This is a genomic window from Mesorhizobium sp. ES1-6, assembly GCF_020164775.1.
Lineage (GTDB): Bacteria > Pseudomonadota > Alphaproteobacteria > Rhizobiales > Rhizobiaceae > Mesorhizobium.
Genome location: NZ_JAIUGU010000007.1, coordinates 63166 through 87323 on the forward strand (window position 1 = coordinate 63166; position 24158 = coordinate 87323).

The window sequence follows — 24158 nt, forward strand, 5'->3', positions numbered from 1 at the left end:
ATGGCCAGAGGCGTTATTCTTCTGTGCGCGGGCGGCACCGGCGGACACCTGTTTCCAGCCGAAGCGCTGGCGCACGAACTGATCGAGCGCGGCTGGTCGGTGCATCTGGCGACCGATACCCGCGCCGAGCGGTTTACCGGCCATTTCCCGGCCGCCGCCATCCATCCGATCCAGTCGGCGACGATGGGGTCGAAAAATCCGGTCGCCCTGCTTGGCGCCTTCTGGAAAATCTGGCGCGGCGTGCGGCAGGCCTCCGCCATAATCGGCAGGATCAAGCCGGAGGCAGTGGTCGGCTTCGGCGGCTATCCGACCCTGCCGCCGCTCTACGCGGCGACGCGCCGTAAGGTGCCGACGCTGATCCACGAGCAGAACGCCGTGATGGGGCGCGCCAACCGGGCGCTGGCCGGCCGTGTCGATGCGATCGCCGGCGGCTTCCTGCCGCAGGACGAGAGTGCGGCCGGTGCCAAGACGGTGACGACCGGCAATCCGGTCAGGCCGGCTGTGCTCGAAGCAGCCAGGGCACCTTACGCGGCTTCGACCGGGGACGAGCCCTTCCGCCTGCTGGTGTTCGGCGGCAGCCAGGGCGCGCAATTCTTTTCCGATGCCATGCCGGGGGCGATCGCGCTGCTTTCCGATGCACAACGCAAGCGATTGCTGATCACGCAGCAGGCGCGCGCGGACGACGTGGCGCGGGTGAAGGCAGCCTATGCCGCCCTTGGCGTCGCCGTCGAGGTTTCGCCCTTCTTCACCGACATGGCGGCGCGCATTGCCGCGGCGCATCTTGTAATCTCGCGTTCCGGCGCCTCGACCGTGTCGGAGATCGCCGTCATCGGCCGACCGGCGCTGCTGGTGCCTTACCCCTATGCGCTCGATCACGACCAGGCGGCCAATGCGGCGGCCCTTGCCGCGGCCGGCGGCGGCGAAGTGCATGCGCAATCCTCGCTTTCGCCCGAGCGCATCGCGGCATTGCTCGGCGCCCTGATGGACGAGCCGGAGCGGCTGGCGACGATGGCTGCCGCGGCCAGGTCGGTCGGCAGGCCCGACGCGGCGCGGTTGCTCGCCGACCTCACAGAGGCTATTGCGTCCCGCAAAACAGTATCGGATTTCAGGAAGGGGACGCACGCATGAAGATGCCGCAGACCATCGGCCTTGTGCATTTCATCGGCATTGGCGGCATCGGCATGAGCGGCATCGCCGAGGTGCTGCACAATCTCGGCTACAAGGTGCAGGGGTCCGACCAGGCCGACAGCGCCAATGTGCAGCGGCTGCGCGACAAGGGCATTGACTGCTTCGTCGGCCACAAGGCGGAGAATCTCGGCGATGCCGAGGTCATCGTCGTTTCGACGGCGATCAAGAAATCCAATCCGGAACTGAAGGCCGCGCGGGAGAAATTGCTACCCATCGTCCGCCGCGCCGAAATGCTGGCCGAGCTGATGCGCTTCCGCCAGGCCGTCGCCATCGGCGGCACGCATGGCAAGACGACGACGACCTCGATGGTGGCGACCTTGCTGGAGGCCGGCGGGCTCGATCCGACCGTCATCAATGGCGGCATCATCAATGCCTACGGCACCAATGCCCGCATGGGCGACGGCGAGTGGATGGTGGTCGAGGCCGACGAGAGCGATGGGACCTTCCTCAAGCTGCCGGCCGACATTGCCGTCGTCACCAACATCGATCCCGAGCATCTCGATCACTATGGCAGCTTCGACAAGGTGCGCGAGGCGTTCCGCCAGTTCGTCGAGAACGTGCCGTTCTACGGCTTTGGCGTGATGTGCACGGACCACCCGGAAGTGCAGGCGCTGGTCGGCCGCATCGAGGACCGGCGCGTCATCACCTATGGCGAGAACGCGCAGGCCGACGTGCGCTTCACCAACCACCGCATGGCGGGCGCCACTTCGGAGTTCGACGTGGTCATCCGCGACCGCAAGGGGCGCGGCCAGACGACGATCGCGGGCCTGCGCCTGCCGATGCCTGGCCTCCACAACGTCTCCAACGCCACCGCGGCGATCGCCGTCGCGCACGAGCTCGGCCTGTCGGCCGAGGCGATCAAGAAGGGCCTGTCGTCCTTCGCCGGCGTCAAGCGCCGCTTCACCCATACCGGCTCCTGGAACGGCGTCGACGTGTTCGACGACTATGGCCATCACCCCGTCGAAATCTCGGCGGTGCTGAAGGCGGCGCGCAGCGCCACCAAGGGGCGTGTCGTCGCCATTGCCCAGCCGCACCGCTTTACCCGGCTGCATGATCTGTTCAACGAGTTCTCCGCCTGCTTCAACGACGCCGATACGGTGATGGTGGCTCCGGTCTACGCTGCCGGCGAAGAGCCGATCGACGGCGTGACATCGGATGCGTTGGTGTCGCGCATCCGCGCCGGCGGTCATCGTGATGCCCGCTACATCGAGGGGCCGGCCGATATCGCGCCGATCATCCGTGAGCTGGCGAAGCCTGGCGACTTCGTGGTCTTCCTCGGCGCAGGCAACATCACCCAATGGGCCTATGCGCTGCCGAAGGAGCTCGCCGCCTCATGATGAACGGCCAGGCCATGATCGACAGACTTGGCGACCGGCTTGCAGGCCTGCGCGGCCGCGTCACGCCGAATGCCGAGATGGACAAGATCACCTGGTTCCGGGCAGGCGGCCTTGCCGAGGCGCTGTTCCAGCCGGCGGACGAGGAGGACCTTGCCGCGTTCCTCCAGGCGGTTCCCGAAGAGATTCCCTTGACCATCGTCGGCGTCGGATCGAACCTTCTTGTGCGCGACGGCGGTATTCCCGGTTTCGTCGTCAGGCTTTCCGCCAAGGGCTTTGGCGAGTCCGAAGTCGTTTCGCCGATCAGGATCAAGGCGGGTGCCGCCACCCCCGACAAGCGCGTGGCGGCGGCGGCGCTGGAGGCCGGCATTGGCGGCTTCCATTTCTATCACGGCATTCCAGGCGCCATCGGCGGCGCGCTCCGGATGAATGCCGGCGCCAATGGCGTCGAGACGCGCGAGCGTGTCGTCGAGGTGCGCGCGCTCGATCGCAGAGGCAATGCCCTGACGCTGAGCAATGCCGAGATGGGCTATGCCTATCGCCATTCGGCGGCGCCCGCCGGGCTGATCTTCACCTCGGCCGTTCTCGAAGGCTTTGCCGAGGACAGAGCTGTTATCAAGACGGCGATGGACGCGGTGCAGAACCATCGCGAGACCGTGCAGCCGATCCGCGAGAAAACGGGCGGCTCGACCTTCAAGAATCCGGAAGGCACGTCGGCCTGGAAGGAAATCGACAAGGCGGGCTGCCGCGGCCTGATGATCGGCGGCGCGCAGATGTCGCCGATGCACTGCAACTTCATGATCAACACCGGCACCGCGACCGGCTACGACCTCGAATATCTCGGCGAGACGGTGCGCGCGCGGGTGCTGGAACATTCCGGCATCCGGCTGCAGTGGGAGATCAAGCGCATCGGCAATTTCCGCTCCGGACACGCCGTGCAGGAGTTCCTCGGCCAGCTGCTTTAAGGTGGCTTGAAGTTCACGTGATGGATGAACTTTAACACGTTTTCAAAAGCCTCGAAACCGTTGCTGCAAAGACTCAGCGAGACGGTTTTCGCATCCATTTTCTCACAAAGTGAATCTCTCGGAATCATAGGCACTTGCCAGTGAATCAACTCTCTGATTCTCTGCTCCAAAGCGTTTCCTGATTTGAGTCGTTCGACGCGTTACCCGCGTTTTCCGTCTGGGGGGTAACCTGCCGGGAGACTCGGACTCAATGTTGCGGAAATCTTGGGTTTTTTTGGTCCGCCATGAGAGGGGATGACGGGGAATGAAGAACAAGCATGTGGCCGTATTGCTGGGAGGTTTCTCGTCCGAGCGGCCCGTGTCCCTGTCTTCCGGAAAGGCCTGTGCCGATGCGCTCGAACAGGAAGGCTACCAGGTCACCCGCGTCGATGTCGGGCGCGATGTCGGCTCGGTGCTTGCCGAGCTTCGGCCCGACGTCGCCTTCAATGCGCTGCACGGACCTTTCGGCGAGGACGGCACCATCCAGGGCATCCTCGAATATCTCGGCATTCCCTATACTCATTCGGGCGTGCTCGCCTCGGCTCTTGCCATGAACAAGGAGCAGGCGAAGAAGATCGTCAAATCGGTCGGCGTTCCCGTTGCCGAATCGAAGGTCGCCAATCGCTTCTCCATCCAGAACAAGCATCCGATGAAGCCGCCCTATGTGGTCAAGCCGGTCAGCGAGGGGTCGAGTTTTGGCGTCGTCATCGTATCGGAAGGGCAGTCGCATCCGCCGCAGGTCATCGGGTCGTCCGAGTGGAAATATGGCGATGCGGTCATGGTCGAGCGCTACATCCATGGACGCGAGCTGACCTGCGCCGTCATGGGCGACGTGGCGCTGGGCGTCTGCGAGATCATCCCGACGGGCCATTCCTTCTACGATTACGATTCAAAATATGTCGCGGGCGGATCAAAACACGAATGCCCCGCAAAAGTTTCACCGAATATTTACCAAAAAATACAGACACTGGCGCTCAAGGCTCACCAAGCTGTCGGCTGTCGGGGCGTTTCCCGGTCGGACTTCCGTTATGACGATCGTCACTCCGAAAATGGCGAGGTTGTATGGCTCGAGGTCAACACTCAGCCGGGCATGACGCCGACGTCTCTGGTGCCTGAAATTGCCGCCCATGCCGGGCATTCGTTTGGTGAACTGTTGAGTTGGATGGTGGAGGACGCTTCGTGTCTGCGTTGAAATGGGGACAGGGCAAGGTGAGGGGCGCGGCCGGGCCGTCGCTGTTCGGCCTGCCATTGTCGCTGGACCATTTCGTTCTGCCGCGCGTGCTTCGCCGCCCGGCGCGCATCCTGACGCGTCTGGGTGACGGCGAATTCCAGGCGCCACGATTCTCCGCCGCGATCATGTCGGCGGTGCTGCTGGCTTCGAGCGTAGCCTATGGCTCCTATATTGGCGGCCATGCCGACGGCATCATTCAAAGCATCACCGCCCGCACCGGCTTTGCCGTCGACCAGGTCAAGGTGGTCGGCAACCGTCAGACGTCGGAGATCGACATTCTCGACCGGCTCGAACTGGATGGCTGGACGTCGCTGATCGGCTTCGATGCCGAGGCCGCGCGCGAGCGCATCGCGACCTTGCCGTGGATCGAGGTCGCCGCGGTGCGCAAGGTCTATCCGCACACGCTGGAAGTGCGCGTCGAGGAGCGCGAGGCCTTTGCGCTCTGGCAGCAAGGCAGCGATCTCTCTGTCATCGAGAAGGATGGCGCCATCATCGCGCCGTTCTCGGGCGGCAAGCAGGTGCTGCTGCCGCTGTTGATCGGCACCGGCGCGCCAGCCAAGGCGCCCGATTTCATGGCCAAGATCGAGCAATATCCCGACCTCGCAAGTCGCATCAAAGGCTATATCCGTGTCGGCGAGCGGCGCTGGGATCTGAAGCTCGACAACGGCATCACCATCAAGTTGCCCGAGGATGACGAGGATCAGGCGCTCGCCGAACTCGTCAAGATGGATCACGACAAGGGGTTGTTGTCGCGCGACATCGCCGCTGTCGACATGCGTCTTTCGGACCGGCTGGTCGTGGAACTGACGCCCGAAGCGGCAACCCAGCGCGAGGCCGCGCTCAACGAGAAGCCGAAAACCCTCAAGCGCAAGCCGGAGACGAAGATATGAGCTGGCTTGGCGGTTCTGGCGATGCCTCGTCGCGCCGGTCCGGCACCCTGACGGTGCTAGATGTCGGCTCGAACAAGGTCTGCTGCATGGTGGCCAAGCTGAAGCCGAACGATGACGGCAAGCTTTTGCGCGGCCGCTCGCACCGGATCCAGGTGATCGGCATCGGCCATCAGAAATCGCAAGGCGTGAAATCGGGCGTGATCGTCGATCTCGACCGCGCCGAACATGCCATTCGCCTCTCCGTCGACGCCGCCGAACGCATGGCCGGGCTGACGGTCGATTCGCTCATCGTCAACATGACCGCCGGCCGGCTGAAGAGTGAAAGCTTTTCCGCGACGATCAATCTTGGCGGCCACGAGGCCGACGAGGCCGACATCAAGCGCGTGCTCGGCGCCGGTGCCAAGCAGGCGCTCAAGGCCGAGCGCGAGGTGGTTCATTCGCTGCCCGTCGGCTTCTCGCTGGATGCCGAACGCGGCGTGCGCGACCCGCGCGGCATGGTGGGCGATGCGCTTGGCGTGGACATGCATGTGCTGACCGGCGATGCCGCGCCGATGCGCAATCTGGAGCTTTCCATCAACCGCTCGCATTTGTCGGTCGAGCGCATGGTGGCGACGCCCTATGCCAGCGGACTGGCGGCCCTGGTCGACGACGAACTGGAATTGGGTGCCGCCTGCATCGACATGGGCGGCGGCACGACCACGATCTCGGTGTTTTCGGAAGGCAAGTTCGTTCATGGCGACGCCATCGCCATCGGCGGCAACCATGTGACGCTCGACATGGCCAAGGGGCTCTCGACCTCGCTCGATGCCGCCGAGCGGCTGAAGGTAATGCATGGCTCGGCACTGCCGGGCAGCGCCGACGACCGCGACCTGGTCTCGATCCTGCCGATCGGTGACGATGGCGACGTGCCGCTGCAGATTCCGCGTTCGGTGATGACACGCATCGTGCGCGCCCGTATCGACGAGACGCTCGAACTCCTGCGCGACAGGTTGAACAAGTCCGGCTACGGCAATGCGGTCGGCAAGCGCGTCGTGCTCACCGGCGGCGCCAGCCAGTTGGCCGGCTTGCCCGAGGCGGCACGACGCATCCTGGGGCGCAATGTGCGCATCGGCCGCCCGCTCGGCGTGGCGGGCCTGCCGGAAGCGGCGAAGGGACCGGCCTTCTCGGCCGCGGTCGGGCTTCTGATCTATCCGCAGATGGCGAGCTTCGAGAGCCATCCGGCGAAAGGCATTTCCGGTCTCAGGATGACTGGAACGGGTGGAAAACTGCATCGCATGAGTCAGTGGTTGAGAGACAGTTTCTAATTGACGGGGACAGCCCCATAGGCGGCCGCGGCGGCGAAGCGGCGTGAAAGGCAAAGGACGGAGACAATGACCATCAATCTGCAGAAGCCGGACATCACCGAGCTCAAGCCGCGCATCACCGTGTTCGGTGTCGGCGGCGGCGGCGGCAATGCCGTGAACAACATGATCACCGCCGGACTGCGCGGTGTCGAGTTCGTCGTGGCCAACACCGACGCGCAGGCGCTGACCATGTCGAAGGCCTCGCGGCTGATCCAGCTTGGCGCGCATGTCACCGAGGGGCTCGGTGCCGGCTCGCAGCCGGAAGTCGGCCGCGCGGCGGCGGAAGAGTGCATCGATGAGATCCTCGACCATCTCACCAACACCCATATGTGCTTCGTCACCGCCGGCATGGGCGGCGGCACCGGCACGGGTGCTGCTCCCGTGGTTGCCCGCGCAGCCCGCGAGAAGGGTATCCTGACCGTCGGCGTCGTCACCAAGCCGTTCCACTTCGAAGGCCAGCGCCGCATGAAGACGGCCGACTTCGGCATCGAGGAGCTGCAGAAGTGCGTCGACACGCTGATCGTCATCCCCAACCAGAACCTGTTCCGGCTGGCCAATGACAAGACCACCTTCGCCGACGCCTTCGCGATGGCCGACCAGGTGCTTTACTCCGGCGTTGCCTGCATCACCGACCTGATGGTCAAGGAAGGCCTGATCAATCTCGACTTCGCCGACGTGCGTTCGGTGATGCGCGAGATGGGCAAGGCGATGATGGGCACCGGCGAGGCTTCGGGCGAGGGCCGTGCAATGGCCGCGGCGGAAGCCGCCATCGCCAATCCGCTGCTCGACGAGACCTCGATGAAGGGCGCCAAGGGCCTGCTGATCTCGATCACCGGCGGCCGCGACCTGACCCTGTTCGAGGTCGACGAAGCGGCGACCCGCATCCGCGAGGAAGTCGACCAGGACGCCAACATCATCCTCGGCGCCACGTTCGACGAGGAACTCGAGGGCGTCATCCGCGTCTCGGTGGTCGCGACCGGCATCGACAAGTCGGCGGCTGAAATCGCCGCGGCGCCGATCTCGATCCGCACCGCGCCGCCGAAGCCGGCCGCCCGTCCGACCGTTGCCGCGGTGGAGAGCCGCCCGGCGCCGGTCCAGCAGACCGTCTATGAGCCGCGCGCCGTCGATCCGGTTGCTGAAGCCATCCAGTTGGCCGAAGCGAACGCCGCCGCCATGGCGCAGGCGCGTCCGGCACCGGTCGCCCATGCGGACGATTTCCGCCCGCAGAGCAAGATCTTCCAGGCGCCGCCCGCACAGCCGCAACCGATGCCTCAGCCTGTCCAGCAGATCATGCAGCCGGCCCCGCAGCCGCGCGAGATGCTGCGCGAGGTCCAGCAGCCGGTGGCGATGGCGCCGCAGCGCATGCCGCGCGTCGAGGACTTTCCGCCGGTCGTGAAGGCCGAGGTGGATGCCAAGAGCCGTCCGGCCGACCATGAGAACAGCGGCCCGATGGGCCTCCTGAAGCGCCTGACCAATGGCCTGACCCGCCGCGAAGAAGAGCCTGCACGGCTGCAGCCGGCGCAGCCGCGCGAGCCCAAGCTGCGCCAGGCCGCACCGGAAGTGCGCCGCCTCGCCAGCCAGGACGCCCAGCTCTATGCGCCGCGCCGTGGCCAGCTCGACGACCAGGGCCGTCTGACGCCGCAGACCAGGGCGACTCAGGATGACGATCAGCTGGAGATTCCGGCGTTCCTGCGCCGCCAGGCCAATTGAGCGGTTAACGGACTGTAACAACTGTTAACAGGAGGCAAGAAATTGCTTGCCTGTTAACGTTTAAAACGCTGCGTAATCAATCGGTTATGATGCCGTACATGTTCCAGTTCGCGGTTACAAAGAGTAAGAAACCGTGATTTGGAGTCTCCCTGCCGGGACATTATCTTTGCTGCCTACCATAGTCGGTTTGCCGGGATTCGGGGGAAGTGGCCCTGCCAGCCGATTTAACAAGAGCCGCGCCCTCGGGCTGGAGAAGCGGACCTAGGCATTACGGGCTCATGGGGATTGTCTTGCACGACCACCAGACGACAGTGAAGACGCGCGCGTCGCTTACAGGCACCGGCGTTCACAGCGGCAAAGAAGTTTCCATCAGTTTCCTGCCCGCGGATGCCGATACCGGCATCGTGTTCCAGCTTCTCAATGGTGACGGGCAGGGCCGTGAGTTCCGCGCCCTGTTTTCCGAGATCGGCGCCACCGACCTTTGCACCATGCTTGGCGATCCCTCGGGCGAGCACATCGCCACGGTCGAGCACATCATGGCCGCCCTGTTCGGGCTCGGCATCGACAATGTCGTCATCGAGATCGACGGTCACGAGGTTCCCATCCTCGACGGCAGCGCCATGGCGTTCGTGGAAGCCATCGACCAGGCCGGCATCGAGGTGTTGGCCGTCAAGCGGCGCTATATCAGGGTGGTCAAGCCGGTTCGCATCGAGAATGGCGCCTCCTGGGCCGAATTCAGGCCCTATGACGGCACCCGCTTCGAGGTCGAGATCGACTTCGAAAGCCCGGCGATCGGCCGTCAGCTCTTCGCCTCCGACATCAATGCCGAAATTTTCCGCCGCGACATCGCACGAGCCCGCACCTTCGGCTTCATGAAGGACGTCGAGCGGCTGTGGGCCGCCGGCTATGCGCTGGGATCCTCGCTGGAAAACTCCCTGGTGATCGGTGACGACAACCGCGTCATCAATATGGGCGGCCTGCGTTATCCCAACGAATTCGTGCGCCACAAGACGCTCGACGCCATGGGCGACCTGGCGCTGGCCGGCGCGCGCTTCATCGGCTGTTTCCGCTCCTATCGCGGTGGGCACAGGCTGAACGCCGCGGCGCTGCGTCGCCTGCTGTCGGACCGCACGGCCTTCGAGATCGTCGAGACGACACGCCGCGAACGTGGCCGCGCGGCGGAAATGAGTGCCGTCAACGCGCCGCTCTACGCGCCCTGGATGATCTGATTTTCTTCATTTTTCTCGGATATGATGGTGGTGCGAGTGTTGCAGTAATGCACCATCCGCCAGCGAAATCGCAGGGATGCGCCGCCGCTGACGGGCTGCCACAAAAATGCGCGATTGGCTGGACATAGCGTTGCCGGGCAAGGCGGTTATGGTTTATGGCTGCTGCCGTCGATTAGTGCATATCGCTCAAAAGTGGGGACCAGTTTTGGGAGAACTGCATGCAAATGGCACGAAAATAACGCCGAAAGGGCGCAATCCAATCATGTTTTTCAAGCGAGTCGGTCAATCGAAGGCGCCACAGCGGTCTGTTTTCCTGGCGCTTTCGGTGGTTGTTCCATCGCTCTTTCTGTCGGCCTGCATGTCGTCCGAGAAAGACATCGACCTGTCGACCTATGTCGACCAGACCGAACCGGCCGACGTTCTCTACAATCAGGGCCTGGCCAATCTGAATGCCGGTCGCCTGGATGAGGCGAGCAAGAAGTTCGACGCGGTCGACCGCCAGCACCCCTATTCGGAATGGGCCCGCAAATCGATGGTGATGGGCGCGTTCGCCGACTATCGGAAAGGCAGCTACGACGACGCGATCCAGTCGGCAAAGCGCTACCTGGCTCTCTATCCGTCGACGGATGACGCACCCTATGCGCAGTACATCATCGGTCTCAGCTACTATCGCCAGATCAAGGACGTGACGCAGGACCAGAAGGAAGCACGCCAGACCGTGCAGACGATGCAGGACCTGGTAACGCGCTGGCCGACGTCGGAATATGTCGACGACGCCAAGGAAAAGATCCGCTTCGCCAACGACCAGCTCGCCGGCAAGGAAATGCAGATCGGCCGCTATTATCTGGAGCGTCGCGAATACATCGCCGCCGTCAAGCGCTTCCGCACCGTCGTGGAGAATTACTCCAACACGCGCCATGTCGAGGAAGCGCTCGCCCGCCTCACTGAAAGCTACTATGCGTTGGGCTTGACCTCCGAGGCCCAGACGGCGGCCGCGGTGCTGGGTACCAACTATCCAGACAGCTCGTGGTACAAGGATTCCTACAAGCTGCTGCAGAGCAACGGGCTGGCGCCGCGCGAAAATGCCGGATCGTGGATATCCAAGGCCGGGAAGCTGATCACCGGCGCCTGACCGCGGAAGCTCCGAGCGAAGCGCGCGCAACGCGCTTTTCGGATTGATCCGAAGCCCAAACAAAAAGATAGTGCGGCGCTGCGACTCCACTGTCGGGCGCCGCCTCAAATCTTTTGTTTTCGTGCCTGTCGTTATCCCGAAACCGGGTCCACTCTTGGGCGGCATGCAATAGGTCCGGTTTCTCATGCTTTCCAGACTGTCGATCCGAGATATCGTCCTGATCGAAAAGCTGGACATCGACTTCCAGCCGGGTCTTTCCGTGCTGACCGGCGAAACCGGCGCCGGCAAATCCATCCTGCTCGATGCCCTGTCGCTGGCGCTCGGCGCGCGCGGCGATGCCTCGCTGGTGCGCCATGGCGCCGCCCAGGGCCAGGTCATTGCCGTGTTCGATGTGCCGCGCAACCATCCGGTGCGCGCGCTGCTCGCCGAAAACGCCATCGAGGATGATGGCGACGTGATCCTGCGGCGCGTGCAGACGGCGGACGGCCGGACCCGTGTGTTCGTCAACGACCAGCCGTCCAGCGTGACGCTGATGCGCGATGTCGGCCGCGCGCTGGTCGAGATCCACGGCCAGCATGACGAGCGCGCCCTGGTCGATCCCGGCGCCCACCGCGACGTGCTCGATGCTTTCGGCGGCCATCTCGGCGCCGTTCGTTCGACGGGGGAGGCATGGCGGCATTGGCGCGCCTGCGAGCAGGAGCTGACGCGCCATCGCGCCAAGGTGGCGGCCGCCGCGCGCGAGGCCGACTATCTGCGCGCCGCGGTGGCCGAACTGACCAAGCTCGATCCGCAGCCCGGCGAGGAAACCGAACTTGCCGAGCTGCGCGCCCACATGATGCGCGCCGAGAAGATCGCCTCCGAGATCCACGACGCGCAGGACGTGCTTTCGGGCCCGTCCTCGCCCTTGCCGCAACTGGCCAGCCTGCTGAGGCGGCTGCAGCGCAAGGCAACGGAGGCGCCCGGCCTGCTCGAGGACGTGGTCAAGTCGCTCGATGAAGCCATGCTGTCGCTCGACGCCGCGCAATCGGGCGTCGAGGCCGCGCTTCGCGCCACCCAGTATGACCCGCAACGGCTGGAGAAAGCCGAAGAGCGGTTGTTTTCGCTGCGCGCGGCGTCGCGCAAGCACAGCGTCGCCGTCGACGATCTGGCACAGCTGCGCGACACGATGGTTGCCGATCTCGCCGATCTCGATGCCGGCGAGGAGCGCCTGCATGGGCTGGAAAAGCAGGCGGCCGCCGCGCGCGAAACCTACGATATCGCCGCCGCGCAGCTATCCTCGCTTCGCCATGCCGCGGCGGTCGGCCTGACCAAGGCGGTGATGGCCGAACTGCCGGCGCTGAAGCTCGAACGCGCGGCCTTCATCGTCGAGATGAAGAGCGAGGCCGACAGCCGCATGGAGGAGGGTATCGACCAGATCGAGTTCTGGGTGCGCACCAATCCCGGCACGCGGCCCGGGCCGATGATGAAGGTCGCCTCCGGCGGCGAGCTGTCACGCTTCCTGCTGGCGCTGAAAGTGGCGCTTGCCGATCGTGGTTCGGCGCCGACGCTGGTTTTCGACGAAATCGACACCGGCGTGGGCGGGGCGGTGGCCGACGCCATCGGCCAAAGGCTGGCGCGGCTGTCGAAGCGCGTTCAGGTGCTTTCCGTCACCCACGCGCCGCAAGTCGCGGCGCGGGCGGCGACACATTTCCTGATCTCCAAATCGGGCGGCACCGACCGCGTGGCGACCGGAATTACCGAGATGGACAGGTCGGCGCGGCAGGAGGAGATCGCCCGCATGCTGGCCGGCGCCACCATCACCGACGAGGCGCGCGCCGCCGCCGAGCGGCTGCTGCGCGAGAATACAAACGCGGCTTGAGACTATCGGGCGTCATGGGACGAGTCAGGATATGGCTCCATCCCGCTGTTCAGGAATGATCTTTTCCGAAAACCGGTTCCCACCTTTCAAGATCATGCTCTATTGTAGCGCGCTACCGTTCGGGGACAAAAGCATGGCCGAAAAACCTGTCGATTCGCTCAGCGAAAGCGAGGCTGAAGCCGAGCTCCAGCGCCTTGCCCAGGAGATCGCCGGTCACGACCGGCGCTACCATGCCGAGGACGCGCCCACGATCACGGACGCCGAGTATGACGCGCTGCGGCGGCGCAACCTTGCCATCGAGGAGCGCTTTCCCGGGCTGGTGCGTGAGGATTCGCCCTCGCTCAGGGTTGGTGCCGCACCGGCGGAAGGCTTCACCAAGGTGCGCCATGCCGTCCCCATGCTCAGCCTCGCCAAGGCCTATACCGACGCCGACGTCACCGACTTCATCGAGCGCGGCCGGCGCTTCTTCGACCGCGACAAGGACCTCGACATCGCTTTTACCGCCGAGCCGAAGATCGACGGGCTGTCGGCGTCACTGCGTTACGAAAAGGGTGTGTTCGTGCAGGGCGCGACGCGCGGCGACGGCGCGGTCGGCGAGGACATCACCGCCAATTTGAGGACAATCGCAGACATTCCCGCGAAGCTCAAAGGATCAGGCTGGCCCGAGACCATCGAGATCCGTGGCGAAGTCTATATGACCTATGCGGAATTCGAGGCGCTCAAGGCGCGCTCGGCGGCTGTCGGCGGCCAGGATTACGTCAATCCGCGCAACACGGCGGCCGGGTCGCTGCGCCAGAAGGATCCCTCCGTCACCGCCAGCCGCAACCTCAAATTTTTCGCCTATGCCTGGGGCTACACCACGCAAGATCCGGCCCCGACCCAGTTCGAATCGGTACAGAAGTTCGCCGAGTGGGGCTTCAAGATCAGTCCGCTGATGGTGCGGGCGAAATCGGTCGAGGATCTTATCGCGCATTATCACCTGATCGAGGAACAGCGCTCCTCGCTTGGCTATGATATCGATGGCGTCGTCTACAAGGTCGACCAGCTGGAACTCCAGCGCCGCTGGGGTTTCGTCACCGGTGAGCCGCGCTGGGCGGTCGCGCATAAATTCCCCGCCGAACAGGCGATGACATCAGTGCAGAGGATCGACATCCAGGTCGGCCGCACCGGCACGCTGGCGCCGGTCGCGCGGCTTGCCCCGGTGACGGTCGGCGGCGTCGTGGTCGAAAACGTCACGCTGCACAATGAGGACTATATCAAGGGCCTGGACAGCACCGGCCAGCCGATCCGCGACGGCATCGACGTGCGCATCGGCGACACGGTGGTGATCCAGCGGGCAGGGGATGTCATCCCGCAGATCGTTAGCGTCATCATCGACAAGCGTCCGCCCGATGCCGTGCCGTACGAATTCCCGCACACTTGCCCGGTCTGCGGCTCGCCGGCGACGCGCGAGATCAACGAGAAGACCGGCAAGGAGGATTCGCGGCGCCGTTGCACGGGCGAGCTGATCTGCGCGGCGCAGGCCGTCGAAAGATTGCGCCACTTCGTGTCGCGCGGCGCCATGGATATTGAAGGCCTGGGCGCCGAGAACATCGACCTGTTCTTCAACTCGGGGCTGGTCAAGACAGCCGCCGACATCTTCACGCTCAGGGAGCGCCGCCCGGCCGTGACCAAGGCGCTGGCCGAGCGGCGCGAGGAGCAGGCCAGGCAGCGCGAGGCGGCGTCCGGCAAGACACGCAAGAATGTGCGCGGCGTCGAGGACCGCAATTACGAAGGCCTCGACAAATTGTTCGCGGCCATCGATTCGCGCCGCGCGCCGGAGCTCGACCGCTTCATTTTCGCGCTCGGCATCCGCCACATCGGCGAGACGACGGCCGCCCTATTGGCCCGGACATTCTCGACCATCGAGGAGCTGATCCGGGTCGGCAAGGAGACGGCGGCGGCGCAGGATCCGCATGCCGTCTTCCCATCGATCAACGGCATTGGCGATACGGTGATCGATGCACTGCGCGACTTCTTCGGCAATGAGCGCAATGACGAGGTATTGGACAAGCTGCTGGAGCAGGTCAAGCCGAAGCCGTATATCGTCACCGTCTCGGCCGACAGCGAGGTCGCCGGCAAGACGATCGTCTTTACCGGGTCGCTGGAAAAGATGACCCGCTCCGAAGCCAAGGCAATGGCCGAGCGTCTCGGCGCCAAGGTGGCCGGCTCGGTTTCGGCGAAGACCGATCTGCTGGTGGCCGGCCCCGGCGCCGGTTCCAAGCTCAAGCTTGCCAGTGAACTCGGCGTCGAAGTCATCGACGAGGACACCTGGCTGCAGCGGGTCGGCAAGTCGTGACGGATGGAATTTTCAAAGGGTTTGGGCCGAAGGCCATGCCGTTCTTCAAAGCGCTGGACTTTCACCAGAGCCGCGAATGGTTTTGGGAAAACCGGGCGCTTTACGACAGCGAATTGTACGAGCCGTTCTGCGATCTGGTCGAGACGCTGACCCAGCGCTTCGCGGCGGCCGGGCTTGGCCTGCGCGGCGACCGCAAGAAATCCATGTTCCGCATCAATCGCGATGTGCGCTTTGCCAAGGACAAGCGGCCCTACAACCGGCATCTGTCGGCCATCCTGTCGCCGGACGGCACCAAGATGGAGCAGGGCGTGTTCTACGTTCATATCGGGCTCGAACGCTGTTTCGCCGGCGTTGCCTGGTGGAGCCCGGAGCCGGCGCTGCTGCTGGCGATCCGTAGGGCCATCGAGACGAAGCCTGAAAAGTTTCGGGGAATGGTCAAGGCGCTCGCCAGGAACGGCCTGGTGCTCGACACGGATGGCTGCATGAAACGCACGCCGCGCGGCTTCGAACATGTTGCGGACGCCGATCTCGTCGCGGCCATCCGCAACCGGCATTTCGTTGTCCGCCACGCCATCGATCCGGCCAACATTCACGGTCCGGCGCTGGTCGAGGAACTCGTCGATTTCACCACGCGCGCCAAGCCGCTGCTCGACTGGGGCAGGGCGATCGAAGGCAAAGCGGCGAAGGACTGAGCTGCCGCGCAGCCCGCGACGATCATTTCCGCTGATCGTTTGGCTCAAGCGAATTCGTGTGACAAGCCGGGTGGTGCTTCCTACATCAGCCCTCTGATCGGGGAGAGACATGTCGGCGCAAGCAATTTCGGAGAACGGCGCGAAAAGCGATTTCTGGCAAGGCGTACGGCTCTCCATGCCGGTCGTGGTGGCGGCGGCACCGTTCGGGCTGCTGTTCGGCGCGATTGCCGTCGACAATGGCTTTTCCGTTTTCGAAGCCTTCCTGATGAGCGCGCTGATCTTTGGCGGCGCCAGCCAGATGGTCGGCATAGAACTGTTCGGCCAGCATGTCGCGCCGTGGCTGATCGTGCTGTCGATCTTCGCCGTCAATTTCCGCCACGTGCTCTATTCCGCCGGTATTGGCCGGCGCATCGCGCACTGGTCCGTGGTGCAGCAGGCGCTCGGTTTCTTCATCCTCACCGATCCGCAATTCGCCGTCGCCGAGGCCAGGGCCCAGTCGGGCCAGACCGTCGGCTTTGCCTGGTATCTGGGACTTGGGCTGCCGGTCTATGTGTTCTGGACCATCGAAAGCGCGCTCGGAGCGCTGTTTGGAAAGCTCATTCCCGACCCCCATGCGCTGGGCATCGATTTCCTGCTGCCGATCTATTTCCTCGGCTTGGTGATGGGCTTCCGCAAGCGGCCGCTGTGGCTGCCGGTGGTCGTCGCCAGTGCCTGCGCCTCGATCATCGCCTACAAGACGGTCGGTTCGCCTTGGCACGTTTCGATCGGCGCGGTTGCCGGCGTGCTGCTCGCCGTCATCCTGCCGCCACACCACAGCGGCGTGGAGGCAAGGCCATGAGCACGACCTTCTGGATCATCATCGCCGGCGCGATCGCCACCTATCTCACGCGTGTCGGCGGCCATCTGGTTATCTCCCGGTTCGAAAACATCCATCCGCGCGTCGAAGCCGGGCTCAACGCCGTACCGGCCGCCGTGTTGACGACGCTGGTGGCACCGGCCGCGCTCGGCGCGGGGCCGGCGGAATGGGCGGCGCTGGTCGTCTCCGCGCTGGTGGCGCTGCGCGGCGGGCTGATGGCGATGTTTCTAGCGGGTGCTGCGGTGTTGATCGTGGCGCGTCAGTTCGTGGGATAGGCGTTCTGGCGGAGCGATCATTTCGAACTGTTTGCGCCGCCCCTCATTGCCCTGCCGGGCATTTCTCCCCGTAACGGGGAGAAAGAGGCTTGTGTCAAATCTTCGCGTCATGCGGCAGCGGTGCTGTCGCCTTTTCCAGCCAGGCCAGCGTTTCGCCGTCGAGCATCGGGCCGATCTCGGCCAGCACGCGGGCATGGTAGGCGTCGAGCCAGTGCAGTTCGTCACGCGTCAGCAGGTCTGATCGTACCAACCTGACGTCGATCGGCGCCAGCGTCAGCGTCTCGAAGGCGTGCATGGCAATGTCGCCACCCTCGATCTGTTCGGCCGGCGTCACCAGGATCAGGTTCTCGATGCGGATGCCGTAGGCGCCTTCCTTGTAATAGCCTGGCTCGTTGGACAGCATCATGCCTTCGAGCAGTTTTTCGGTGCCGGTGCGGGCGATACGCTGCGGCCCCTCATGCACGGCCAGATACGAGCCGACGCCGTGGCCGGTGCCATGGGCGAAGTCGCAGCCATGCTTCCACAACGCCATGCGGGCGACGGCGTCGATCTCGGAGCCGCGCGTGCCGGCGGGGAAGCGTAGCGTGGAAATGCCGATCATGCCTTTCAGCACGAGCGTGAAGCGTTCGCGCATCTCTTCGGTCGGCTCGCCGATAGGCACGGTGCGGGTAATGTCCGTCGTGCCATCCTGGTATTGCGCGCCGGAATCGAGAAGGAACAGTTCGCCAGCCCGCAGTTTGCGGCTGGTGGCGCGCGAGACGCGGTAATGCATGATGGCGCCGTTCGGGCCAGCGCCGGAAATGGTGTCGAAGGAGACGTCGCGCAGCGGCATCTGGGTTTCCTCGCCGGTCTCCCGGCGTGTTTCCTCCAGCCTGGTGACGACCGCGATTTCGTCGAGCGAGCCGGGTTTCTGGCGCTCCAGCCAGCACAACAGCTTGGCCACCGCCGCGCCGTCGCGGCGATGCGCGGCGCGCGAGCCATTGATCTCGGCCTGGTTCTTGGTGGCGCGCGGGATGCGGGCGGGGTCGGGCGCGGCAACCACGGTGCCGCCATTGTCCTCGACCAGCATGCGCAGCCGGTCGGCTGCCAGCACGGGATCGAGCGCGATTTTCGCGCCGCCTTTCGCCAGTGCCACGATCGCTGCTTCGAATTCGCCGGGCTCATGCGGATCGGCAAGCTGGGTGAGATAGGCCGCGACCTGGCGCGAAAATTTGCGGCTGTCGATGAACAGCTGGTGCAACCCGTCGGCGGCAAGAATGGCGAAGCCGAGCGCCAGCGGTGTGTGCGGCACGTCGCCGCCACGGATGTTGAAGGCCCAGGCGATGGAGGAGGGGTCGGTCAGCACCGCATGGGTGGCGCCCTCCTTGCCGATCGCCGTCGCCAGCCGCGCCAGCTTGTCCTTGGCGAGCTCGCCGGCAAAGCCGATCGGGTGCAGTTCGACCGGGGCCACGGGTGCTGCTGGCTGATCCCTCCAGATGATGTCGATCGGGTTCCTGTCGAGCGGCACGAGCACCGCGCCGGTCTTGTCGGCGGAGGCCTGCAGCGCCTTGACCTCGCCGATCGTGTGCAGCCAGGGATCGAAGCCCAGCCGCGCACCCTTGCCGATGTTGTCCTTGAGCCAGACAGCGGGCGGGTTGTCGACCAGGCTTTCGATCGAAAAGATGCCGAGATCGACTTCGCCCCGCACTTGTAGCGTGTAGCGCCCGTCGACGAATATGAAGGCGCGGTCGCGCAGCACGATGGCGACGCCGGCCGATCCGCTGAAGCCGGTCAGCCATTTCAGCCGTGCGGAACGATCGGCGACATATTCGCCCTGGTGCTCGTCGGCGCGCGGAACGATGAAGCCGTCGAGGCCGTTCGCGGCCAGCCACTGGCGCAGCAGCGCCACGCGCGGCTTGCCGACCGCCGGATCGCCCGCGGAATCGAAGGTCTGGAACATGATGGGCCTCCTGGTATTCGCGCGACCGTAACCTATGGGGCTGCAAATCGGAATCGATTTCCAGCCGGCGCAAACTGCTACAGCGTCGCCTGGCTGACAACCGATCGCGCTTGGTCCAGCCATGCCGCAGAATTTTCGCGCTTCGGCATGTGGCGCGCAAATGTCCATTGATGCAAATTCGCAACGGACCCCCGCGGATTTCCTTCCGAGGTCACCGTTGCGTGGTTTCGGCAATCTTTACGGCTTGCAATCGGTTGTCTCTCGGCGGCGGTTTTCGTACCGTGGTGACGGGCTTCAGGGTCGATACAGTCAAGGGATGGCTGGTCGGGGGATTTTATGAGACATTCGGTTTTTACTGCGCATGCCAAAAACAACGGCGAGGCGAAGGCGCGGGTTGCATGCTCGCTGCTGGCATCGACCTCGCTTCCTGCTTTGTTGATGGCCGGACTTGTTGCGGTCGCCATGACGCCGCTGGTGCCTGGTGTCGCCTCGGCCGAGGATTTCGTTCACCAAAGCGGCAATTGGGGTACGGCTGCGAACTGGACGCCCGCAACGGTTCCCAACGGCGTCGATGCGGTCGCGACCTTCAACCATGATGCGGCGGACCAGGGTCTCGGCTATACTGTTAACCTGTCAGGTGGACCCTACACGGTAGGCACATTGAACTTGAATGCCACCAGCACCTCTGGCGGCTACCGGTTGTCAAACGGTGTTTTGAATTTGGAGGCATTCGGCCAAGCCGCCATCAACGTGCAAACGAACAATTTCATTGCCGATCTGGAGGCCGATGCCGGTCTCAACATGATCTCCGACACCGTTTTCACGGTTGATGCCGGTGCTCATTTTACCGCCGATGGAGCGATTTCAGGCAGTGGCTTGACCAAGAGCGGCGATGGCTTGCTGAGGTTGAATGGGGCCAACACCTACACAGGCGGCACCAATCTCTATGGCGGTACGCTCAGCCTGGGTAACAATGCTGCGCTTGGCACCGGTCCGGTCTATGCGAATGGTGGTACCGTCATCGACATCCAGAACGGCGTCGCGATCGGCAATGACCTCACCATGTACGGGAGCATGATGCTGAATGTCGGTTCGGGAACCGGCACTTATGGCGGACAGATTTCTCAATTCGACGATCCCGCCACGCTGATCAAGACCGGTGCCGGCACGCTCGTTTTGAGCAGCAGCAACAGTTTCGGGGGTGGCGCCACCGTCAACGGTGGCACGCTTCGGATCATGACCAACAATTCGCTGGGTGCCACAGGGTCCGGGATGGTCACGCTGGATGGCGGTACGTTGCAAGCTGGTGCTGATAACATCGTCATTTCCAACAGCCTCATTCTGTTCGGGGCCGCCGGCGGTGCCATCGATACGCAAGGCTTCAGTCTGAGCACTGGCGCCAATATGGGCGATGGCGACGTTCCGAACGGGACGTTCACGAAGCTCGGCACGGGTACGTTGACCGTGACCGGCTTTGCCGACAGCAACACCTATTCCACGGCCACGGATGTCGCCGAGGGAACGCTCAAGGCGAGCGACGTCAATATCTTCAGTGCCAACAGTGCCTATACGGTCGGCGCCGGCGCCACGCTTTCACTCAACAATTTCAGCCAGGTGATCGGCTCGCTGGCCGGCGCGGGAACGGTTGATGAGGGAACGGGCAAGCTGACGACCGGAGGCAATGGTGGCTCGACCGTCTTTTCGGGCGGCCTCACCGGCACCGGCGGACTGATCAAGGACGGAACGGGGACTTTCGAGCTGTCGGGTTCGAGCACCATGTCGGGCGCCACTGAAGTGAAGGCCGGCACGCTTCTTGTCTCAGGCTCGCTGGGCGGTTCGCCCGTCACCGTTGACAGCGACGCCACGCTCGCCGGGAGCGGCACGGTTGGAGCACTCAATGCCTCCGGCACCGTTGCGCCCGGCAACAACGCGATCGGGACGCTGACGGTCAACGGGACCGCCAGCTTCGCGTCGGGCTCGACCTATGCGGTTGAGCTCAATTCGGCTGGTCTTTCGGATCTGATCGGCGCGTCCGGCGCCGCCACCATTACCAGTGGCGCCGGCTTGACGGTGACCAATATCGGCCTTGGCGGCCTGGTAGCCGGCACCCGCTATACCGTGCTCCAGGCCAGCAGCGTCAGCGGAACCTTCACGCTGAGCGATTCGCAGATCTCCAACTTCGTCAGCCTGAGCACCACGTCCGATGCGACCCATGCCTATGTCGACGTAACCCAGACGAAAACCTTCGGCTCGGCCGGCCTGACGCCGAACCAGATCGCTACGGGCGAGGGGCTTGACAGCGCCGCCAGCAGCGCCCTCGTCAGCGCCATTCTCGGTCTGCCGAGCGACGAGGCCGCGCAAGCCGCCCTCGATCAGCTCTCCGGCGAAATTCATGTATCGGCCAAGGGCATGCTCCTCCAGGACAGCCACTTCCTGCAGGATGCGGTGACGGCACGCCTGCGCGCCGCCTTCGGCGAGAGCGGCAAGACCGCTTCGCTGCCGGTGATGGCCTATGACGAGGACGGCGTTCAGCCGGTGGCGGCCGACACGGATCGCTTCGCCTTCTGGACGCAGGGCTTTGGCTCTTGGGGCGGCACCGACAGCGACGGCAACGCGGCTGCCTTCGATCGGTCGGCGGGCGGGCTGCTGATAGGCGCCGACGGCATGGCCGGCGACTGGCGGATTGGCCTGGCCGGCGGCTACAGCCGCACCAGCTTCGACGCCGATGACCGGCATTCCTCGGGCGACAGCGACAATTACCACCTCGGCCTCTATGGTGGGACCAATTGGGGCGCGATCGCGTTCCGCACCGGTGCCGCCTATACCTGGCACCGGATCTCGACATCGCGCTCGGTCGCTTTCGACGGCTTCGCAGACAGCCTGTCGGCTGATTACGATGCCGCCACGGCGCAGGCCTTCGGCGAACTGGCCTACAAGACGGATGCCGGGCCGTTCGCCTTCGAGCCGTTCGCCAATCTTGCCTATGTGAACCTGCACACGGACGGCTTCACTGAAACGGGCGGGGATGCCGCGCTGACGAGCAGCAGTTCGACGGCCGACGCGACCTTCACCACGCTTGGCGTCCGGGCTTCCACCGACATTACAATTGGCGGCGTTGCGGCGACCGCGCGCGGCATGTTCGGGTGGCGCCATGCCTTCGGCGACGTAACGCCGCTGTCGGCCTTCGCCTTCGCCGGGGGCGACGATTTCACCATCGCGGGCGTGCCGATCGCGAGAGACGCAATGCTGGTCGAGGCCGGCTTCGACGTGCAACTGGCGCGGAATGCCACGCTTGGCCTGTCCTATGCCGGGCAGTTCGGACCGGATGCCTTCGACAACGGCTTCAAGGCCAATCTGGGCATCAAGTTTTAAGAGTTAGCCTGAGAGGGCCGGCAACCGCCTTGCCGGCCTCAGTGCTTGAGGTGGATCGTCACCCAGCCTTCGCGGTGCAAGGTGCTGATATGGCGGAAGTTCTGGCCGACATAGGCTGAGATGACGGCGTCGCGCTGGCGGTCGAGGATGCCTGACAGCACGATCGAGCCGCCGAGCGCGATATGCCCCGCCATTTGCGGCGCCAGCCGCATCAGCGGCCGCGCCAATATGTTGGCGACGATGAGGTCGAAGGGCGCGCGCCTGGCAAAGATCGGGTGGTGAAAGCCTGGCGCGGTCACCGTCTCGATCAGGCCCTTGACGTGGTTCAGCCGCGCATTGGCGGCGGCGACCCTGACCGCGACCGGATCGATGTCGGTGGCCAGCACCGGAATATGCGCCAGCTTGGCGACCGCGATCGCCAGAACCGCGCTGCCGGTGCCGAGGTCGAGCGCGTTGCGTGGGCGCTCGCGCCGCACGACTTTCTCCAGCATTTCGAGGCATCCTGATGTGGTGCCGTGATGGCCGGTGCCAAAGGCAAGGCCTGCCTCGATCTCGATGGCGAGTTCCCCGCTATGGCGCTTCCTGCGGTCATGCGCGCCATGGACGAAGAAACGGCCGGCACGCACCGGCTTGAGGCCTTCCAGCGAGCGCGCCACCCAGTCGATGTCGGGCAGTGCCTCGCGCTCGACCGGTCTCGATATAGCTAGGCCGGAGAGAACGTGCTTCAGCCGCGCCTCGACGGCGTCGACGTCGCCATCGGTATAGAGCGAGACCTCGTGGATGTCGGCGTCCTCGTCGACCTCAAGCACGGCGATCGGCAGGCCTTCTTCCTCGAAGGCCATCTCCAGCGCCGCGAAGATGCGTTCAGCCTCGATCTTGCCGGTGGTGAAATGGAGCCGCGTCTGGGTCATGTGAATTTGTGTTTCTCCAGGCTTGTTCTTGTCCGAAACCGGTCTCCACTTTTCGGAATCAAGCTCTAGCCCTTCGCGGCAAGGCGCTTCAGTTTCTCCACGGCGGTGCTGGCGCTCTCTCCGTAGGCGATCGTGCCGGCAAAGTCGCCCTGGGGATTGAGCAGCAACACCGAGGCGGTGTGGTCCATCGTGTAGTCGCCGTCGCCGGTGTCGACCTTCTTCCAGTAGATGCCGAACGACTTGGCCATGGCGTGGACCTTGTCCGGGTCGCCGGTAATGCCGGTGATGCGATCGGAGAAATTGCTGACATAGGCGTTCATCACCTGCGGCGTGTCGCGCTCCGGGTCGACCGAGACGAAATAGGCGTGCAGGTTCTTGCCGTCATCGCCGAGCGTCTTCAGCCAGCCGGAGAGTTCGAACAAGGTGGTCGGGCAGACTTCGGGGCAATGGGTGAAGCCGAAGAAGACGACGCTGGGCTGTCCGCGGAAAGCAGCCTCGGTGATCGGGGCGCCTTTCTGGTCGACCAAGGTAAAGGGCGCGCCGAACGGTTCGCCGCCATAGTGGCCGCGATACCAGTCGAAGGTCAGCCAGCCGACGCCGGCCGCCATCAGGACGAGAATGCCGACCAGGATAGAACGCATCATCAGAAAAGTCCGTCCGCAGAAATCATCGCGCCGGCTCAATGCCGCGCCGGTGCGACAGTCTTAGCGGTTCGGCCCCGCGCAGGCAAAGTGCCGCGTTGCCGCAACCGGCCGTGGTGTTGACGCTTGCGCTTGCAAAGCCACACAGTCCGCCCCACCTGAGACCGGCAACCCGAACCGAGGAGGCTTCTTTGCTCGAACTGATTGGGCTCGAA

19 protein-coding genes are annotated in these 24158 nt (G+C 64.3%); 15 read left to right on the top strand and 4 right to left on the bottom strand.

Annotated elements, in window-relative coordinates:
- The 14 genes from murG (at window position 1) to LB564_RS18655 (ending at window position 17080) form a co-directional block, all read left to right on the top strand.
- Window positions 1-1128 carry an undecaprenyldiphospho-muramoylpentapeptide beta-N-acetylglucosaminyltransferase gene (gene murG / locus LB564_RS18590; protein WP_224539903.1) on the top strand — a complete coding sequence of 376 codons (1128 nt, stop codon included), beginning with the start codon at window positions 1-3 and terminating at the stop codon, window positions 1126-1128.
- Window positions 1125-2525 carry a UDP-N-acetylmuramate--L-alanine ligase gene (murC, locus tag LB564_RS18595; protein WP_224539904.1) on the top strand — a complete coding sequence of 467 codons (1401 nt, stop codon included), beginning with the start codon at window positions 1125-1127 and terminating at the stop codon, window positions 2523-2525. The genes murG and murC overlap by 4 nt, the downstream gene beginning before the upstream one ends.
- The gene (gene murB, locus LB564_RS18600) at window positions 2522-3487 is read left to right on the top strand and encodes a UDP-N-acetylmuramate dehydrogenase (protein WP_224539906.1); all 966 of its coding nucleotides are present in this window, start codon (window positions 2522-2524) and stop codon (window positions 3485-3487) included. The genes murC and murB overlap by 4 nt, the downstream gene beginning before the upstream one ends.
- Before the next feature lie 304 nt (window positions 3488-3791).
- Entirely contained in the window at window positions 3792-4718 is a 927-nt protein-coding gene (locus tag LB564_RS18605) for a D-alanine--D-alanine ligase (protein ID WP_224539908.1), read from the top strand.
- Window positions 4706-5647: a cell division protein FtsQ/DivIB gene (locus LB564_RS18610; protein WP_224539910.1), complete on the top strand. Its 942-nt coding sequence runs from the start codon at window positions 4706-4708 to the stop codon at window positions 5645-5647. The genes LB564_RS18605 and LB564_RS18610 overlap by 13 nt, the downstream gene beginning before the upstream one ends.
- Entirely contained in the window at window positions 5644-6951 is a 1308-nt protein-coding gene (gene ftsA, locus LB564_RS18615; RefSeq protein ID WP_140701910.1) for a cell division protein FtsA, read from the top strand. The genes LB564_RS18610 and ftsA overlap by 4 nt, the downstream gene beginning before the upstream one ends.
- 66 nt (window positions 6952-7017) lie before the next feature.
- Window positions 7018-8700 carry a cell division protein FtsZ gene (gene ftsZ / locus LB564_RS18620; RefSeq protein ID WP_224539912.1) on the top strand — a complete coding sequence of 561 codons (1683 nt, stop codon included), beginning with the start codon at window positions 7018-7020 and terminating at the stop codon, window positions 8698-8700.
- 278 nt (window positions 8701-8978) lie between these two features.
- Entirely contained in the window at window positions 8979-9929 is a 951-nt protein-coding gene (gene lpxC, locus LB564_RS18625) for a UDP-3-O-acyl-N-acetylglucosamine deacetylase (RefSeq protein WP_224539914.1), read from the top strand.
- A gap of 262 nt (window positions 9930-10191) precedes the next feature.
- Window positions 10192-11061: an outer membrane protein assembly factor BamD gene (locus LB564_RS18630; RefSeq protein ID WP_140701907.1), complete on the top strand. Its 870-nt coding sequence runs from the start codon at window positions 10192-10194 to the stop codon at window positions 11059-11061.
- A gap of 184 nt (window positions 11062-11245) precedes the next feature.
- The gene (gene recN, locus LB564_RS18635; RefSeq protein WP_224539916.1) at window positions 11246-12919 is read left to right on the top strand and encodes a DNA repair protein RecN; all 1674 of its coding nucleotides are present in this window, start codon (window positions 11246-11248) and stop codon (window positions 12917-12919) included.
- A gap of 133 nt (window positions 12920-13052) precedes the next feature.
- Window positions 13053-15257 carry an NAD-dependent DNA ligase LigA gene (gene ligA, locus LB564_RS18640; protein ID WP_224539918.1) on the top strand — a complete coding sequence of 735 codons (2205 nt, stop codon included), beginning with the start codon at window positions 13053-13055 and terminating at the stop codon, window positions 15255-15257.
- The gene (locus LB564_RS18645; RefSeq protein WP_318012820.1) at window positions 15254-15949 is read left to right on the top strand and encodes a TIGR02453 family protein; all 696 of its coding nucleotides are present in this window, start codon (window positions 15254-15256) and stop codon (window positions 15947-15949) included. The genes ligA and LB564_RS18645 overlap by 4 nt, the downstream gene beginning before the upstream one ends.
- A 109-nt stretch (window positions 15950-16058) precedes the next feature.
- On the top strand, window positions 16059-16787 hold the full coding sequence (locus LB564_RS18650; RefSeq protein WP_224539922.1) for an AzlC family ABC transporter permease: 729 nt from the start codon (window positions 16059-16061) through the stop codon (window positions 16785-16787).
- Window positions 16784-17080 (top strand): AzlD family protein, encoded by a 297-nt coding sequence (locus LB564_RS18655; protein WP_140701902.1) that lies wholly within the window; start codon window positions 16784-16786, stop codon window positions 17078-17080. The genes LB564_RS18650 and LB564_RS18655 overlap by 4 nt, the downstream gene beginning before the upstream one ends.
- 94 nt (window positions 17081-17174) lie before the next feature.
- On the opposite strand, the gene LB564_RS18660 is transcribed toward LB564_RS18655, so the two are convergent.
- Both LB564_RS18660 and LB564_RS18665 read right to left on the bottom strand, forming a co-directional pair.
- A complete protein-coding gene (locus tag LB564_RS18660; protein ID WP_224539923.1) occupies window positions 17175-19019 on the bottom strand; it encodes an aminopeptidase P family protein in 1845 nt (614 codons plus the stop codon).
- 77 nt (window positions 19020-19096) lie between these two features.
- The gene (locus tag LB564_RS18665; protein WP_224539925.1) at window positions 19097-19483 is read right to left on the bottom strand and encodes a hypothetical protein; all 387 of its coding nucleotides are present in this window, start codon (window positions 19481-19483) and stop codon (window positions 19097-19099) included.
- On the opposite strand from LB564_RS18665, the gene LB564_RS18670 reads away from it, so the two are divergent.
- A complete protein-coding gene (locus LB564_RS18670) occupies window positions 19458-22391 on the top strand; it encodes an autotransporter domain-containing protein (protein ID WP_224539927.1) in 2934 nt (977 codons plus the stop codon). The genes LB564_RS18665 and LB564_RS18670 overlap by 26 nt on opposite strands.
- 38 nt (window positions 22392-22429) lie before the next feature.
- Here LB564_RS18670 and LB564_RS18675 read toward each other — a convergent pair whose 3' ends face one another.
- Complete coding sequence (locus LB564_RS18675) at window positions 22430-23302, bottom strand: 50S ribosomal protein L11 methyltransferase (protein WP_224539929.1); 873 nt, start codon at window positions 23300-23302, stop codon at window positions 22430-22432.
- 65 nt (window positions 23303-23367) lie between these two features.
- Complete coding sequence (locus LB564_RS18680; protein ID WP_140701898.1) at window positions 23368-23946, bottom strand: SCO family protein; 579 nt, start codon at window positions 23944-23946, stop codon at window positions 23368-23370.
- Window positions 23947-24158: the final 212 nt, after the last annotated feature.

Excerpts from the sequence above, each read along its gene's own strand:
- murG (WP_224539903.1), top strand. The coding sequence starts at position 1 with ATGGCCAGAGGCGTTATTCTTCTGTGCGCGGGCGGCACCGGCGGACAC.
- murC (WP_224539904.1), top strand. The coding sequence starts at position 1,125 with ATGAAGATGCCGCAGACCATCGGCCTTGTGCATTTCATCGGCATTGGC.
- murB (WP_224539906.1), top strand. The coding sequence starts at position 2,522 with ATGATGAACGGCCAGGCCATGATCGACAGACTTGGCGACCGGCTTGCA.
- LB564_RS18605 (WP_224539908.1), top strand. The coding sequence starts at position 3,792 with ATGAAGAACAAGCATGTGGCCGTATTGCTGGGAGGTTTCTCGTCCGAG.
- ftsA (WP_140701910.1), top strand. The coding sequence starts at position 5,644 with ATGAGCTGGCTTGGCGGTTCTGGCGATGCCTCGTCGCGCCGGTCCGGC.
- ftsZ (WP_224539912.1), top strand. The coding sequence starts at position 7,018 with ATGACCATCAATCTGCAGAAGCCGGACATCACCGAGCTCAAGCCGCGC.
- lpxC (WP_224539914.1), top strand. The coding sequence starts at position 8,979 with ATGGGGATTGTCTTGCACGACCACCAGACGACAGTGAAGACGCGCGCG.
- LB564_RS18630 (WP_140701907.1), top strand. The coding sequence starts at position 10,192 with ATGTTTTTCAAGCGAGTCGGTCAATCGAAGGCGCCACAGCGGTCTGTT.
- recN (WP_224539916.1), top strand. The coding sequence starts at position 11,246 with ATGCTTTCCAGACTGTCGATCCGAGATATCGTCCTGATCGAAAAGCTG.
- ligA (WP_224539918.1), top strand. The coding sequence starts at position 13,053 with ATGGCCGAAAAACCTGTCGATTCGCTCAGCGAAAGCGAGGCTGAAGCC.
- LB564_RS18650 (WP_224539922.1), top strand. The coding sequence starts at position 16,059 with ATGTCGGCGCAAGCAATTTCGGAGAACGGCGCGAAAAGCGATTTCTGG.
- LB564_RS18655 (WP_140701902.1), top strand. The coding sequence starts at position 16,784 with ATGAGCACGACCTTCTGGATCATCATCGCCGGCGCGATCGCCACCTAT.
- LB564_RS18660 (WP_224539923.1), bottom strand. The coding sequence starts at position 19,019 with ATGTTCCAGACCTTCGATTCCGCGGGCGATCCGGCGGTCGGCAAGCCG.
- LB564_RS18670 (WP_224539927.1), top strand. The coding sequence starts at position 19,458 with ATGGCCGGACTTGTTGCGGTCGCCATGACGCCGCTGGTGCCTGGTGTC.
- LB564_RS18665 (WP_224539925.1), bottom strand. The coding sequence starts at position 19,483 with ATGGCGACCGCAACAAGTCCGGCCATCAACAAAGCAGGAAGCGAGGTC.
- LB564_RS18675 (WP_224539929.1), bottom strand. The coding sequence starts at position 23,302 with ATGACCCAGACGCGGCTCCATTTCACCACCGGCAAGATCGAGGCTGAA.
- LB564_RS18680 (WP_140701898.1), bottom strand. The coding sequence starts at position 23,946 with ATGATGCGTTCTATCCTGGTCGGCATTCTCGTCCTGATGGCGGCCGGC.